Source organism: Intrasporangium sp., from assembly GCF_051961875.1.
Lineage (GTDB): Bacteria > Actinomycetota > Actinomycetes > Actinomycetales > Dermatophilaceae > Intrasporangium_A.
Map to the genome: position 1 here is coordinate 1 of NZ_JBQCCV010000262.1, position 13,617 is coordinate 13,617.

At 70.4% G+C, this 13,617-nt stretch carries 16 protein-coding genes and 4 tRNA genes; 5 read left to right on the top strand and 15 right to left on the bottom strand.

Annotated features, from left to right (window positions below; genetic code table 11):
• Positions 1-6: 6 nt before the first annotated feature.
• From ACTHJJ_RS15995 to ACTHJJ_RS16010, 4 genes are all read right to left on the bottom strand, one after another.
• Positions 7-849, bottom strand: a complete 843-nt coding sequence (locus ACTHJJ_RS15995) for a GTPase (RefSeq protein WP_440303938.1) — start codon at positions 847-849, stop codon at positions 7-9.
• Entirely contained in the window at positions 846-2,510 is a 1,665-nt protein-coding gene (locus ACTHJJ_RS16000; RefSeq protein WP_440303939.1) for a dynamin family protein, read from the bottom strand. Before ACTHJJ_RS16000 ends, ACTHJJ_RS15995 begins: the two co-directional genes overlap by 4 nt.
• 189 nt (positions 2,511-2,699) lie before the next feature.
• Positions 2,700-2,775 (bottom strand) — tRNA-Arg (locus ACTHJJ_RS16005).
• A gap of 46 nt (positions 2,776-2,821) precedes the next feature.
• On the bottom strand, positions 2,822-3,997 hold the full coding sequence (locus ACTHJJ_RS16010; RefSeq protein WP_440303940.1) for a PrsW family intramembrane metalloprotease: 1,176 nt from the start codon (positions 3,995-3,997) through the stop codon (positions 2,822-2,824).
• Positions 3,998-4,094: 97 nt separating this feature from the next.
• Between ACTHJJ_RS16010 and orn the strand changes: the two genes are divergently transcribed.
• The gene (gene orn / locus ACTHJJ_RS16015) at positions 4,095-4,673 is read left to right on the top strand and encodes an oligoribonuclease (RefSeq protein ID WP_440303951.1); all 579 of its coding nucleotides are present in this window, start codon (positions 4,095-4,097) and stop codon (positions 4,671-4,673) included.
• 103 nt (positions 4,674-4,776) lie between these two features.
• Positions 4,777-4,852, top strand: a tRNA-His gene (locus ACTHJJ_RS16020).
• Between the two features lie 64 nt (positions 4,853-4,916).
• On the opposite strand, the gene ACTHJJ_RS16025 is transcribed toward ACTHJJ_RS16020, so the two are convergent.
• A complete protein-coding gene (locus ACTHJJ_RS16025) occupies positions 4,917-5,537 on the bottom strand; it encodes a putative quinol monooxygenase (protein WP_440303941.1) in 621 nt (206 codons plus the stop codon).
• Between the two features lie 182 nt (positions 5,538-5,719).
• Here ACTHJJ_RS16025 and ACTHJJ_RS16030 point away from each other — a divergent pair, with 182 nt between their 5' ends.
• On the top strand, positions 5,720-6,064 hold the full coding sequence (locus tag ACTHJJ_RS16030) for a hypothetical protein (protein ID WP_440303942.1): 345 nt from the start codon (positions 5,720-5,722) through the stop codon (positions 6,062-6,064).
• Positions 6,065-6,119: 55 nt separating this feature from the next.
• A tRNA-Lys gene (locus ACTHJJ_RS16035) sits at positions 6,120-6,192 on the top strand.
• A gap of 75 nt (positions 6,193-6,267) precedes the next feature.
• On the opposite strand, the gene ACTHJJ_RS16040 is transcribed toward ACTHJJ_RS16035, so the two are convergent.
• The 10 genes from ACTHJJ_RS16040 to clpS form a co-directional block, all read right to left on the bottom strand.
• Positions 6,268-6,561 (bottom strand): GroES family chaperonin, encoded by a 294-nt coding sequence (locus tag ACTHJJ_RS16040; protein WP_440303952.1) that lies wholly within the window; start codon positions 6,559-6,561, stop codon positions 6,268-6,270.
• 50 nt (positions 6,562-6,611) lie between these two features.
• The gene (locus ACTHJJ_RS16045; RefSeq protein ID WP_440303943.1) at positions 6,612-6,881 is read right to left on the bottom strand and encodes a DUF3618 domain-containing protein; all 270 of its coding nucleotides are present in this window, start codon (positions 6,879-6,881) and stop codon (positions 6,612-6,614) included.
• A gap of 46 nt (positions 6,882-6,927) precedes the next feature.
• Positions 6,928-7,401: a thioredoxin-dependent thiol peroxidase gene (gene bcp, locus ACTHJJ_RS16050; RefSeq protein ID WP_440303944.1), complete on the bottom strand. Its 474-nt coding sequence runs from the start codon at positions 7,399-7,401 to the stop codon at positions 6,928-6,930.
• A gap of 33 nt (positions 7,402-7,434) precedes the next feature.
• Positions 7,435-7,515 (bottom strand) — tRNA-Leu (locus ACTHJJ_RS16055).
• Between the two features lie 52 nt (positions 7,516-7,567).
• On the bottom strand, positions 7,568-9,124 hold the full coding sequence (locus ACTHJJ_RS16060) for a molybdopterin-dependent oxidoreductase (RefSeq protein ID WP_440303945.1): 1,557 nt from the start codon (positions 9,122-9,124) through the stop codon (positions 7,568-7,570).
• Positions 9,121-9,750, bottom strand: a complete 630-nt coding sequence (rdgB, locus tag ACTHJJ_RS16065; protein WP_440303946.1) for an RdgB/HAM1 family non-canonical purine NTP pyrophosphatase — start codon at positions 9,748-9,750, stop codon at positions 9,121-9,123. Before rdgB ends, ACTHJJ_RS16060 begins: the two co-directional genes overlap by 4 nt.
• Positions 9,747-10,571, bottom strand: coding sequence for a ribonuclease PH (gene rph / locus ACTHJJ_RS16070; RefSeq protein ID WP_440303947.1), 825 nt, complete (start codon positions 10,569-10,571; stop codon positions 9,747-9,749). The genes rdgB and rph overlap by 4 nt, the downstream gene beginning before the upstream one ends.
• An 86-nt stretch (positions 10,572-10,657) precedes the next feature.
• Positions 10,658-11,425, bottom strand: coding sequence for an MBL fold metallo-hydrolase (locus ACTHJJ_RS16075; protein ID WP_440303948.1), 768 nt, complete (start codon positions 11,423-11,425; stop codon positions 10,658-10,660).
• 58 nt (positions 11,426-11,483) lie between these two features.
• A complete protein-coding gene (locus tag ACTHJJ_RS16080; protein WP_440303949.1) occupies positions 11,484-12,101 on the bottom strand; it encodes a DUF2017 domain-containing protein in 618 nt (205 codons plus the stop codon).
• Positions 12,101-12,421: an ATP-dependent Clp protease adapter ClpS gene (clpS, locus tag ACTHJJ_RS16085; RefSeq protein ID WP_440303950.1), complete on the bottom strand. Its 321-nt coding sequence runs from the start codon at positions 12,419-12,421 to the stop codon at positions 12,101-12,103. The genes ACTHJJ_RS16080 and clpS overlap by 1 nt, the downstream gene beginning before the upstream one ends.
• Before the next feature lie 96 nt (positions 12,422-12,517).
• Between clpS and ACTHJJ_RS16090 the strand changes: the two genes are divergently transcribed.
• A partial coding sequence (locus ACTHJJ_RS16090; protein ID WP_440303953.1) for a nicotinate phosphoribosyltransferase occupies positions 12,518-13,617 on the top strand: 1,100 nt, incomplete at its 3' end.

Sequence of the window (13,617 nt, forward strand, 5' to 3'; positions counted from 1 at the left end):
CTCCCTCTAGGGGGGCGCCGCCCCGCGCAGGTCGGGGGCGAGCCTCTGACGTGAGGCGGCGTGGCCGGCCACGGCGTTGGTGAGCCGCTGCCTCAGCAGGTCGACACCGGCACCGGTACGAGCAGACGTCGTGATGACGCCGGCGCCAGGTACGCCATCGGCGGTGAGGAGCCGCTTGAGGTCGAGGACGCACGCCGAGAGGTCCTCGCGGGCGAGTCGATCGGTCTGGTTGAGCACGACCAGGGTCACCGCCTCGTGGTCGGCCTGAAGCCTGACGAAGTCGTCGTGCAGCCGCGCGTCGGCGTACTTCTGCGGGTCGGTCACCCAGACGAAGACGTCGACGAGCTCGAGGATCCGCTCCGCCTCGCGGCGATGCGCCAGCTCGCGGGAGTCGAAGTCCGGCAGGTCCAGCAGGACGAGCCCGTCGAGCGACCCCGCGAAGCCCTTGTTCTTCGGGGGCCGGCCGCCGCCCTTGACGACGTGCCGGGAGTCCACCTTGAGCCAGTCCAGCAGCGCACTGGCATCGGAGTCACCGAAGATCGCCGCGGTGGGCTTCGACGTCGTGGGGCGTCGCGCCCCGATCCGCGCAATGTCGGCCCCGACGATCGCGTTGAAGAGCGAGGACTTCCCGCTGCCCGTGGCGCCCGCCAGGGCGACGACGGTGTGGTCCCCGGCGATCGTCGTGCGCTCCTCGACCTTGTCGATCACGCGACGGGCCTCCTGGGACGCGTCACGGTCGAGCTCGTCGCCTCCGGTGACGAGCCCGAGGCCGAGGGCCGTTGTGCGCGAAAGGAGTTCGTCGGTGCCGATCGCCTTGACCTTGGCACCTCCCGGCCGGATCGGGCTCATCGCGCCGACCTCACGGCGGCGATGGCCGCTTGCAGCGCAGCCTCCTGTTGGGGCTCGACGTGCACCGCGCTCACTGCTCCTTCGTACCTTGCCCGCTCCGCGGCATACAGCTCCTCGACGCGCTCCTCGAGCTTGTGCCGCGCCTTCTTCGACAGCTCGCGCACGGCTTGGTCGCCGAAGACTGCCTCGAGCAGCTTCTGTCCGACGACCGCGGTGCCGCCCGCGATCCCGACCTCCGCGCCGGTGATCCCGGCCGTGCTGGCGAAGGTCACGAGCATGAGGACCACGCCGAGCCCGTTGACGCCGTAGGCCATGATCCGGGCGGTCGTGCGCCGGTCAGTGCCCTCGTCGCGCACCATCTGCAGGATGTCGCCCTGCCAGTCGCGCACGAGCCGCTGGATCCGCGGTTCGATCCCGGCGCTCGAGCGCATCAGGGTCGGCTCGGCGCTCAGCAGCTGGTCACCACCAGGCAGCGTGCGCCACCGGCGTGCGGTCGAGGTGGCTGCGAGCTCGGCGCGGTTGCCGATGAGCGACTCGACTCCGGACTGGAGCGCCTCACCGAGGTTGTCGGCCTTCGCCGGCTCGCCCTTGATGAGGGACGTGAACCGGTCACGCAGGCGGGACACCGTCGACTCCACCTGGCGGAAGAACTCGCCCGTCCCGACGAACTCCTGCCAGCGGGCGAGCACCTCACCACGGAGCAGGGTCCCGTCGCGCATGCCGTCGCGCACGTGCGAGAGCGCATCGTCGTATGCCGCAGAGCTGGCCCCCAGCAGCTCGCTCGCTGCCGTGTTCTGCCGGGTCAGTGCCGCAGCGATCGCTCCCGTCCGGGCGTCGAGCGACGCGAGGGCGCCCTTGAGGGTCCGTCGAACGACCTCGGACCGGGCCTGCGCGTCCCCGGCGAGCCTGCCCAGCCAGGCTCGGAGGGCGCGGATCTGCTCCGGCGGGAGCAGGCCGTTCGCGAGCCGGCTCTCGACCACGGTGAAGAGGGGCGCCTGGCCCAGGCCCTGTTCGCGGAGCATCGCCGCGAGGTGGGTCCGGATCTCGTCCACTGCCTCCACGGGGACCCGGTCGAGGACGATGGCCACCGAGGTGCCGCGCTCGGCCGCCTCGCGGAGCAGCCCCCACGGGACGGCGTCGGCATAGCGGGCGGCCGTCGTGACGAAGAGCCATAGGTCGGCAGCGGCGAGCAGCTGGGCGGCGAGGTTCCGGTTGGACTCGACCACGCTGTCGATGTCGGGGGCGTCGAGCAGGGCCATGCCCGCGGCGACCGCATCCGTGGGGACGAGGCGGACCGCCCCGGGGGTCGCCGTGTCAGCGGTGGCGCCGGTGACCCGGGCGAGCCCGGGCAGGATGCGCTGGTCGCTGAACCAGCGAACGTCCTTGGGGTTGTGGATCAGTACGGGCGAGCGGGTCGTCGGGCGCAGCACCCCGGGCTGCGTGACCTCACGGCCGATGATCGAGTTGACGAGGGTCGACTTCCCCGCGCCCGTGGAACCGCCCACGACGGCGAGCAGTGGGGCGTCGAGAGAGGTCAGCCGCGGGATGACGTAGTCGTCGAGCTGGTCGAGCAGCCGGGTCCATGCGGTGCGGTCCGCGGCGACGTCGGGCAGGTCGAAAGGCAGTTGGATCGCCTGGACCGCAGCACGCAAGCGGGTCACTGCCTGGAGCAGTGACCCGGCTCTTACCCCTGAACCTGATTGCACAGCGGCAATCCTTCCCTGTCAGCGGTCCGCCACCAAACCCGCCCCCGCGCGTGTCGGAAGGAACCCGGGCCGGCGTGAGCCCGCACAGGCCGGTGGGCGCCATCCGGGCGGCCGGGAGTGGACGACAAACCGCAATTTCGGTCGTGGCGCCCCCGGCAGGACTCGAACCTGCGACCAAGAGATTAGAAGGCTCTTGCTCTATCCGCTGAGCTACAGGGGCCGGCGCGTCGGCGCGAACCCAAGCATAGGGCGCGGTCTGCGCGCCCTCAGGTCACTGGCGAGCCGACGAAGGCTCGGCGATGCTCGGTGATGGCGCCGAGCAGGTCGAGCTCGCGTTGCTGAGCATCCGCGCCGGCCGTGCCGCGCACGAGCCGCCACCGCAGCAGCGCCAGGTCGGTGGCGCTGTCCTGGAAGGCCGCCATCGAGCGCTTCGCCACGGGCCCGCCGTGCAGACGCGCCCAGTGCCGGGCCTCCTTGCGGCCGCGCAGGTGCGACAGCATCGTCACCTCGCCGTAGGTGAGCCACCCGGCGTCCGCGTAGGGCGAGAGGTAGCGCCCGATGAGGCGGCCCTCCCGGTGGCGCAGCCACACGATGAAGCCGACGAACGCCAGGAAAAGGGGCATCTGGAAGCTGGCGTAGGCGGCGAAGAACCCGTTGTTGCCGGCCAGGGCGGACAGGTTCCAGATCCCGTGCAGCATGATGGCGCAGAGCCAGCCGACGACGATGGCGATGAGCCGGACCCGCTTGTGACGGGTCGAGACAGCGATCCCCAGGCCGATGCCGGTGCAGGCGGTGAAGAGCGGGTGGCCGAACGGGCCCATGAGGCCACGGACGATGAAGGTCGCCGAGAAGGCGTCCGGACCGCCGGCGGAGAGGGCCTGCCCGAGGTAGAGGATGTTCTCCGTGAAGGCGAAGCCAGCCCCGATGAGACCGGCGTACACCACGCCGTCGATGATCCCGTCGAACTCGCGCTTGCGGAACACGTAGATCAGCACGATGCCGAGGCCCTTAAAGGTCTCCTCCACGACCGGGGCCACGTAGACGGCTCCGGTCGCCATCGGGTCGGTCCAGTCGGCCTGGGCGAGGACGAGCACGCTGAGGGTGTTGAGGAAGTAGGCGCCCACGACGGCAACGACCGCTCCCCAGAGGAAGGCCAGCACCTTGAGGCGCCCGGGTTCGGCCTCCCAGCGGTCGAGCCACAGGTAGGTCGGCACGACGATGCAGAGCGGGATGAGGGCGAACAGGCCTGCGAGGAGGACGACCCTCGCTGTCAGGGTGCTGCCGATGATCCCGAGCAGAACAAGGAGGCAGACGAGGAACCCGACGACGATGAGGCCGGCCGTGAGGACCACCCGGAGGGCCGGCCGGCGGGTCGGGTTCGGGGCGCTGCTCCACGACGGGGTCGGCGATCCTGCTCCCGGCGTCGGGTCCCCTGTGGTCATGCCGAGCAGGCTAGTGCAGCACCCTCTATATGGTGGACCGGTGAGCGAGACCAACCAACGTGCCGTCGCGGACCGCATCGTCTGGATCGACTGCGAGATGACCGGACTCAACCTTCGCGCCGACGCCCTCGTCGAGGTCGCGGCGCTCGTCACCGACTTTGAGCTGAACCAGCTCGGTGACGGGGTCGACGTCGTCATCAAGCCTCCGGCCGAGGCGCTCGACCAGATGGACGAGTTCGTCCGCACCATGCACACCACGTCGGGGCTGATCACCGAGCTCGAGGCGGGCGTCACCCTCGAGGAGGCACAGGCCCAGGTGCTCGACTACGTCCGGACCTTCGTCCCCGAGCCGCGACGGGCCCCGTTGGGCGGCAACACAGTTGGCACGGACAGGGGCTTCCTGGCCCGCGACATGCCCGATCTCGAGGCGCACCTGCACTACCGCGTCATCGACGTCTCCTCGATCAAGGAGCTGTCCCGCCGCTGGTACCCCCGGGTCTACTACAACGCGCCGAAGAAGGCCGGCGGCCACCGGGCTCTCGCAGACATCCGGGAGTCCATCGCGGAGCTGCGCTACTACCGGGCAGCCGTCTTCGTGCCGCAGCCGGGCCCCGACACGCCGACGGCCAAGGCGCTCGCCGAGCAGTACGTCATCACGCCGGAGGCCAGGACCTGACGGCGCGCCGGGGGGTGGTCTTGAGCACTCCCTCGGAGCAGGTACGATTGGCGACGCTGGTTCGCGAGGCCCGATCCTCACCGGAGCGTCCGCGACAGGCATGGTGGGTGTAGCTCAGCTGGTAGAGCACCTGGTTGTGGTCCAGGTGGTCGCGGGTTCAAGTCCCGTCACTCACCCCACACAGTTCGAGCCCCTGACTGCAGGAATGCGGTCAGGGGCTCGAGCCGTACCAGGCCGGGTGGGTCAGACGAGCTCAGGCACGTCGAGGTGTGCGACGCACAGCTCGAACTCCGCGACCTCCTCAACCTTCAGGCCGAGTTGTTGCACCATGTCGGCACGCAGCCCCATGGCGGTGTCCCTGGCCGCGACCATCGCGTCCCGGTGGTCGTAGGTCGCCGTGATGCAGCCTCGTCCCTCCGAGGCGTTGACGAAGAGGCTGCAGCTGCAGAACCCGTCGAGCTCCCGGACCTTTGGCATGACCGTCGACCGGAACATCTCGGTGACCTCTTCGGACTTGGAGGCCCCGAACGTCATCCAGGTCACCCGCGAGCAGGCGCCCTCGGGGGCCTGGTGCTCCCGGTGCATGTAGGCGACCTCCCACTCTTCGACCGATGTCTGACCGCCGACCAGCTGAGCGAGCCTCTCGCGGATCGGCATGACTCCCTGCGCGGAGCCACGCAGGGCGTCCTCCGATCGCCAAGCAGTCGTCACGATGCTGCGGCCGCTCGACCGGTCGACGACCATGGACATCCCGACGCAGCCGTCCATCGCTCTGACCTGTGGCATCACCTCGTCCCGAAGGTGCGCGATGCCCGCGTCCACCTTGTCGGGCTGCGCGGTGATCGTTGTTGAGCGTGCGTACACCGGCTCACCTCCTCGGTTGCGGCGGCGCCATCGCGGTGCCGCCGCCTTCCAGCGTCCTCCGTCCCTTCGGTCGTGGGCAACGGACAAATGCCGCAGATCTCGACGCCTTCGGTGGTCACGTTCTGGTTGCCTTCGCGCGCCGCGCTCCCGGCAGGGTGAGGTTGGTGCGACAGAATGGCCCGATGCTGTCGGGGAACAAGAGGGTGCAGCGCGTCGTCGTGGGCGTCATCATCGGTGTCGTCGTCGTCAGCATGGCGCTGTCCCTCGTCTCGGTCGCAGTGGCCGCGCCCGCCTCCGAGCACCCCACCTCGGTCCGGGTCGCGGTGGCCTCGTCCCCCACGCCGCTGCCGATCGACCCGTCGCTCACCCAGAACGACAACCCGAAACCGGTCACGAGAACGCCTCAGGGACAGGCCACTCAGGTCACCGACGGCGAGCACATCGGCGGACTGCTCGGGTTCATCCTCCTCATGCTCGGAGGGGTCCTCCTGCTCATCCGGGACCAGCGCCGCAAGCGGGCACCGTGACCCTGACGGTCGATTTGTCGCTGCCGGAACGGCCCTGCTAACGTTTCACCTCGTTGCGCCGCTAGCTCAATTGGCAGAGCAAGTGACTCTTAATCACTGGGTTCGGGGTTCGAGTCCCTGGCGGCGCACTTCGAGAAAGAGGCCTCCCGCATGGCGCGGGAGGCCTCTTTTGGTTGTCCGGCTGCGAGGCCCCTCGCGGGGGATCAGAGGTACAGGCCGGTCCGTCCCTGCTCGGCCTCGGAGGTCGCGACGGCATGGAGGTCACGTTCGCGCAGCAACGCGTAGTCCTTGGACTGCACCTCGACCTCGAGGCGCTCCTCGGGGTCGAAGAGGACGCGGTCGCCGACCTGGATCTGGCGGACGTTCGGTCCGACCGCGACCACCTCGGCCCAGGCCAGCCGCTTGCCCACGGTCGCTGTCGCCGGTATGAGGATGCCGCCACCGGAGCGCCGCTCCCCCTCGGTCTCAAACGAGACAAGAACGCGGTCGTGCAACATTCGGATCGGCAGGCCGGGCGCGGCCGCCGAGGATCGCTTTGCCACCTCGCTCAACGACGGCGGCGCCAGCTCACGAGGCTGGTCACGACGACGACACCGACGACAGCGGCCACGACGGCGCCGATCCGCTCGACACGCAGGCCACCCTCGGGGGTATGCGTCGCTGCCACGAGCTTGAGCTTGAGGTCGTCCAGCCTGCGCTGCGCGATCACCTTCGGCTGGGCCCGGTAGGCCAGCTCGTTGACGGTGCTCTCGAGGCGGCTACGGGCCGCGTCGATCTGCTGTTCGATGGCGCTGGCGGACATCGCGGACTGGCTCATGTCGCTTCCTTTCGACGGCTGTTCCGACTCTATCGGCCAACCCGGGTCAGGCCGTCAGACCGAGATCACGGCGGAGCTTGGCGTCGTGGCCGGTCGCCTTGTCGTTGTAGAGGGCATGCGTGAGCTCGCCCTGCTCGTCGACGACGAACGTCGAGCGCAGCACGCCCTCGACAGTCTTGCCGTAGAGCTTCTTCTCCCCGTAGGCGCCGTAGGCCTGGTGGACCGACAGGTCCTCGTCAGACAGGAGTGGGATCGTCAGCCCGTCCCGCTCGCGGAACTTGGCGAGCTTCACCGGGCTGTCCTTGGAGATCCCCACGACCTCGAAGCCGTCGCGACGCAGTGCCTCGAGGGAGTCGCTGAAGTCGCAGGCCTGGGTGGTGCAGCCCGGCGTCATCGCGGCGGGGTAGAAGTAGACGATGACCTTGCGCCCGGCAAAGTCGGACAGCGAGACGGTCTTGCCGGTGTCGTCCGGCAGGGCGAAGGCGGGCGCCTTGTCCCCCGGCTCGAGACGGTCGCTCATCTCTCTCACTCCTTCGTTGACCCAGATGTCGAGTGCGGACGGCGGGACTTGAACCCGCACGCACGAGGCACAGGAACCTAAATCCTGCGTGTCTGCCAGTTCCACCACGTCCGCGCGGCCCCCACTGTAGTTGGCGCCCCGCCTCCGCCGCTCACGGCAGGCCCGTTCACTGAATCTGCACGGTGATCGTGTGCCAGCCGCTCGCCCCGTCGGGTGCCGGTGGCGCGGACTGCGCGGTCTGGACCTGTCCGGTTGAGTCGGTTGCCCGGACGCGGATCGTGTGACTGCCCCGCGGGGCGTCCCACTCGAGCACCCACTGCCGCCACGAGTCGATGCTCGGATCGGCCGCGAGCCGCGCCTGTTGCCAGGCCCCGTCGTCCACCTGGACCTCGACCTGGGAGATGCCTCGGTGCTGTGCCCAGGCGACCCCGGCGACGGCCACCTTGCCCGCTGCGACGGTCGCGCCCGACTGCGGCACGTCGATTCTCGACTCGGTCTTGATCGGCCCCATCTCGGACCAGCCGCGGGGTGTCCAGTACCCCTGGTCGGCCGCGAACGTGGTGACCTTGAGCTCGGTGACCCACTTGCAGGCCGACACGTAGCCGTAGAGCCCGGGCACGACGACCCGCACCGGGAAGCCGTGCTCGAACGGGAGCGGATCCCCGTTCATGCGGACCGCGAGGAGGGCATTGCGCTCGTCCGTCAGCGCGCCCAGGGGTGTGCCGCAGGTCCAGCCGTCCGCGCTAGTCTGCAGCACCATGTCGGCACCGGGCCGGGGCCCGGCCATGGCGAGCAGCTCCCGGACCGGCCAGCCGGTCCACGTCGCGTTGCCGACCAAGTCACCCCCCACCTCGTTCGAGACGCACGTCAGCGTCACCAGGGCTTCCGACATCTCCTTGCTTAGCAAGGTGTTCCAGTCGAGCTCGACTTCCCGGTCAACCATCCCGGTGACCCGCAGCCGCCACGAGTCGGCGTCGACCCGCGGCACGACGAAAGCGGTGTCGATCCGGTAGAAGTCGTCGTTCGGCACGATGAAGGGCGCGAGGCCCGGCAGCTTGAGGTCGGCACCGGGTGGCACGGTGACTCGGTTGCGCAGCCGCAGCGTGCGAGTGGCCGCCTCCCGCGAGGCGGTGGCGAGCGCCGCTCCCCCACCGACGAGCAGACCGAGGTATGCCGCGGCGCCGCCGACGATGGCACCGAGCACGACGCGCCGGCTCGGGTTCGTCGCCACCGCCGCTGTGCTGGGGCGGGCGCTGCGCGCGAGGTACCAGAGGCCGACCCCGACACCGACGAGGGTGGGAGCCGCGTCGGCGGGGACGGCTGCGGGCCTGCTCAGGACGGCGGCGATCCCGAGGCCACCGACCAAGGCGAAGACGATGAGCGCCAAGGGGACCCGGCTGCGAGTGAGGAGTCCCACGCCCGCACAGACGAGAGCGAGGACGATGAGCGTGCCGACGAGCAGGGCGAGCTTGTCGTTCGTGCCGAACGTGGAGGTGGCGAAGTTCTTCAGCCACGGTGGCGTCCGGTCGATGAACGCCTCGGCGACGGCCGGCACCGGCGACGGCTGGCCACCCGCCATGCCGGCCACGCTGAGCAGCCCGGCCAGCAGCGTGGCGATACCGATGGCCAGGACCCCGGCGACGATCCCCTCGAGCGCGGCGAGTGGTGCGGGGCGGTGTGCCTCACTCCTGCCGGTCGGCCCGAAGGGACCGTCCTCCGTCATGTCGTCAGCAGCTCCTTGAGGTGGGGCGCGAGCGCCCGGAAGGCGAGGAAGCGGTGTGAGATCCCATTCTTCTCCTCGGCGCCGTGCTCGGCGAGGCTTCTTTCGGAGCCATCCTCCTGGCCGTCCGGGACGAAGATCGGGTCGTAGCCGAAGCCACCGGCTCCCCGCGGGGACCGGGCGACCGTGCCGGGAAGGCGGCCGACCTCGACGGCGGACCGGCCATCCGGCAGCACCAGCGCCGCCGCACAGACGAAGGCACCGGCGCGGTTCTCGTCGCGGACGTCCGACAGCTGGGCGAGGAGCAGCTCGAGGTTGGCCCGGTCCCCGCCACCGCCCGACCAGCGCGCGCTGAAGATCCCCGGTGCGCCGCCGAGGATGTCGACGGCGAGCCCGGAGTCGTCGGCAAGGGCGGGCAGGCCCGTGACCCGAGCGGCCGAGCCGGCCTTGAGCAGGGCGTTCTCCTCGAAGGTGATGCCGTCCTCGACGACCTCGGGAGCGTCCGGGAACTCGTCGAGGCCGACGATCTCGACACCGAGGTCGGCGCACGGTTCGGCGAGGATCTCGCGCAGCTCCTCGACCTTGTGGTGGTTCCGCGTGGCGAGGACGATGCGTCGCTCGGCGCTCACTTGGCGACCTCGACCGGCTCGTCCTGCTCCGTCGCAGCGGTCGCCTCGGCCGTCTCCGCAGGCTCACCGGGACCCGCGGGCTCGGCGGTCTCCCCCGCGAGCGCGGCCTGCTGACGAGCGGTCAGGTCGGCACAGCCCATCGTCGCGAGATCGAGCAGCTGTCCGAGCAGCTCACGGTCGAAGGGCTCGCCCTCGGCCGTCCCCTGCACCTCGACGAACCGGCCGTCACCGGTCATGACGACGTTCATGTCGGTCTCGGCGGTGGAGTCCTCCGGGTAGTCCAGGTCGAGGACGGCCCGACCATTCACGATGCCGACCGAGACGGCGGCCACCGAGCCGGTGAGCGGCTGCGCCTTCTTGCCGATCATCCCGTGCGCGCGGGCGTACTCGATGGCGTCGGCCAGGGCGACCCAGGCCCCGGTGATGGCGGCGGTCCGGGTGCCACCGTCGGCCTGCAGGACGTCGCAGTCGAGGACGACCGTGTTCTCACCGAGGGCCTTCGTGTCGATGACGGCGCGCAGGCTGCGACCGATGAGGCGCGAGATCTCGTGGGTGCGGCCGCCGATCCGGCCCTTGACACTCTCGCGGTCGGAGCGGGTGTTCGTCGCCCGAGGGAGCATCGCGTACTCCGCCGTCACCCAGCCTGTGCCCTTGCCCTTGAGCCACCGCGGCACGCCCTCCGTGAATGACGCGGCGCAGAGCACTCGGGTGCGGCCGAACTCGACGAGGACGCTCCCCTCGGCGTGGTCGAGCCAGTTCCGCGTGATGCGGACCTCGCGGGTCTGGTCGGGTGCGCGTCCGTCGTGTCGCTCAGCAGTCATATCGGCAAGGCTAACGGCCCGCCGGAGCTGACCCGGGTGCCGACAGGGTCAGCGGCATACCTACCGACAGGTCAGCGGCATACCCGTCAGACGGAGTAGGTGGCGCCCGGCTCGGCCAGCTCGACCTCTCCCGGCCACACCTCCTGGGCCTGGGCCCGGCACTGCGCGGGGTCGTTCCACGACGGGATGTGCGTCAGCATGAGGCGACGCACGCCGCCCGCCCGGACGGCGGCCTCGGCGGCGCGACGACCGGAGAGATGGATCCCTTCAGCCGAGTCGCGCCCCTCGACGAAGGCGGAGTCGGCGAGGACGAGGTCGGCGCCGGTCATGAGCGGTGTGAGGGCGTCGCAGAGGTCGGTGTCGCCGGTGTAGACGAGGGTCCGCCCGTCGGCCTCGATGCGGAAGCCGTAGGCCTCGGTGGGGTGGCGCACCTGGAGGGACGTCACGGTGAACGGCCCGATGCGGAAGGTGCCGCCGTCGCACAGCTCGTGGAACTGGAAGACGTGCAGGATGTCGTCCGCGTCGACGCTGCCGTAGGCGCGGGCGAGGTGGTCGCCCGTGCCCGCCGGCCCCCACGTGGGCATGACGTCGCGGCCCGGCCCGCCAGGGACGTACTTCATCATCACGTAGAGGCCGCACATGTCGATGAAGTGGTCGACGTGCAGGTGGCTGAGGAGCACCGCGTCGACGTCGTAGGGCCGCACGTGCCGCTGGAGTGAACCGAGGGCGCCGCTGCCGAGGTCGAGCACGATGGCCCACTCGCGGCCCTCGTGCTCGGCCCGCACCAAGTAGCTCGACGCCGGGGACTCGGGTCCGGCGAACGAGCCGGAGCACCCGACGATCGTCACGTCCACGGGCACGAGACTAGGCGGTGCTGGCCGCCCGGCACGCCGCGACAAGCCGTCGAGTCGGTCACACCGACGAGCCGGGCTCCCCGAGGAGGGCCGAGGTCAGGGTCTCCTGCAGCCAGGTGAGGAAGTCGTACCACGCCACGGCATAACCGGCCGGGTCGTCCTCGTCGAGGTGCTCGAGGGAGGCGTAGAGCGCCTCGGCGTCCTCCTCGGTGCGGATCCCGAGCCGCTCACCGAGCAGGAGCCGGACGTCGGTGAGCGCCATGACGAACGCGCTCGCCTGCGCCTGGTCGAGCTCCACCCGGTCCTCGTATGCCGCTGCCAGCCGTTCCAGCGCCACGTCCAGGTTGCCGCTCTTGCGCTGGCGCAGCCCCTCCTCCGTGAGGCGACGGAACTCCGACGCGACCGCGTCGTCGCCGCGGTGCCCGGCCGGCAGGAGCCGGTCGAGGGCCGGGTCCCGCTCTTCGTCGGACCCGCGCTGCCCCTCGTCGGTGCCGTGCCCGGCGCTCGTCGGCACCCGAAGGGTGGCGGCGAGGTCGCCCCATACGTCACCGGTCGGTTCGACCTCGGGCGAGAGCAGGATCCGCGTCTGCTCGATGAGGCCGGCCAGGATGGTCCGTTCCGTCTCGTCGAGGACGGCGACGATCCGGTCACCGTCGCGTAGGAAGGCGCGCGCCATCACTCGTCCTTCTCGAACGTCGCCCACAGGCCGTAGCCCTGCAGCGCCTCGGCGTCGCGCTCCATCGCCTCGCGAGGCCCGTTGGAGACGACCGCGCGGCCCTTCTCGTGCACGTCGAGCATGAGGCGCTCCGCCTTCGGCCGCGGATAGCCGAAGTAGGTCTGGAACACCCACGTGACGTAGGACATGAGGTTCACCGGGTCGTTCCACACGATCGTCACCCACGGCACGGCGGGCGCGACGACCTCGTCGATCTCGGTGACCTCCTCCTCGACGGGAGCGATCGACGCGGCGATCGTCAGGTGGGGCAGCACAGGCACGCGTCCACCCTAGGCCCCGGCCCCCATAGGGTGAGGAGCGTGACCACGTACTCGACGCCGAGCACGGCGCTGCTCACGGACCACTACGAGCTGACCATGGTGGAGGCCGCCCTCGAGTCCGGTGAGGCCGGCCGGCGCTGCGTCTTCGAGGCCTTCTCGCGGCGCCTGCCCGACGGCCGCCGCTACGGGATCGTCGGCGGGACAGGCCGGCTCCTCGACGCGGTGGAGAACTTCCGGTTCGGAGACGACGAGCTGCGCTGTCTCAAGGACCACAAGATCGTCGACGACCGGACGATCGACTTCCTCGCCGGCTACCGGTTCACCGGCCAGATCAGCGGCTACGCCGAGGGTGAGTGCTACTTCCCCGGGTCGCCGGTCCTCGTCGTCGAGTCGACCTTTGCCGAGGGCGTCGTCCTCGAGACCTTGGCCCTGTCGATCCTCAACCACGACACGGCGATCGCCTCGGCCGCCTCGCGGATGACGTCGGCGGCCGGTGATCGGCCGTGCATCGAGATGGGCGCCCGCCGGACGCACGAGGAGGCGGCGGTGGCCGCGGCGCGAGCGGCATACATCGCCGGTTTCACCGCGACGAGCAACCTCGAGGCGGGCCGCCGGTACGGAGTGCCGACGACCGGGACGGCCGCGCACTCCTTCACCCTCCTCTACGACTCGGAGCGGGAGGCGTTCACCGCCCAGGTCACCTCGCTGGGCAAGGGCACCACGCTGCTCGTCGACACCTACGACGTGCGCCAGGCGGTCGACCTCGCGATGGAGGTGGCCGGCCCGCAGCTCGGAGCGGTCCGGCTCGACTCCGGTGACCTGCTGAGCCAGGCCCAAGAGGTCCGGGCCCAGCTCGATGCGGCCGGCAACCGCGACACCAAGGTCATCGTGACGTCGGACCTCGACGAGTTCGCCATCGCCGCCCTCGCGGCGGCTCCGGTCAGCGGATACGGCGTGGGGACGGCCCTCGTGACCGGCTCCGGTGCGCCGACCGCCTCGATGGTCTACAAGCTCGTCGCACGCGAGAACGGCGCCGGTGAGCTCGAGGGCGTCGCGAAGAAGAGCAAGGACAAGAAGTCCGTGGCCGGCCGCAAGTGGGCCATGCGGCGCCGCACCGAGCACGGTGTCGCCACCGCCGAGGTCATCGGCGTCGGTGAGGCCCCGCGCAACGACGGGGACGACCGACCACTCATGAC

Bases quoted from the DNA above. Each gene is read 5' to 3' on its own strand.
- ACTHJJ_RS16030 (WP_440303942.1), top strand. From the start codon at position 5,720: ATGCTGTCGGGGAACAAGAGGGTGCAGCGCGTCGTCGTGGGCGTCATC.
- ACTHJJ_RS16010 (WP_440303940.1), bottom strand. From the start codon at position 3,997: ATGACCACAGGGGACCCGACGCCGGGAGCAGGATCGCCGACCCCGTCG.
- rph (WP_440303947.1), bottom strand. From the start codon at position 10,571: ATGACTGCTGAGCGACACGACGGACGCGCACCCGACCAGACCCGCGAG.
- ACTHJJ_RS16040 (WP_440303952.1), bottom strand. From the start codon at position 6,561: ATGTTGCACGACCGCGTTCTTGTCTCGTTTGAGACCGAGGGGGAGCGG.
- ACTHJJ_RS15995 (WP_440303938.1), bottom strand. From the start codon at position 849: ATGAGCCCGATCCGGCCGGGAGGTGCCAAGGTCAAGGCGATCGGCACC.
- bcp (WP_440303944.1), bottom strand. From the start codon at position 7,401: ATGAGCGACCGTCTCGAGCCGGGGGACAAGGCGCCCGCCTTCGCCCTG.
- ACTHJJ_RS16045 (WP_440303943.1), bottom strand. From the start codon at position 6,881: ATGAGCCAGTCCGCGATGTCCGCCAGCGCCATCGAACAGCAGATCGAC.
- ACTHJJ_RS16080 (WP_440303949.1), bottom strand. From the start codon at position 12,101: ATGGCGCGCGCCTTCCTACGCGACGGTGACCGGATCGTCGCCGTCCTC.
- orn (WP_440303951.1), top strand. From the start codon at position 4,095: ATGACCGGACTCAACCTTCGCGCCGACGCCCTCGTCGAGGTCGCGGCG.
- ACTHJJ_RS16060 (WP_440303945.1), bottom strand. From the start codon at position 9,124: ATGACGGAGGACGGTCCCTTCGGGCCGACCGGCAGGAGTGAGGCACAC.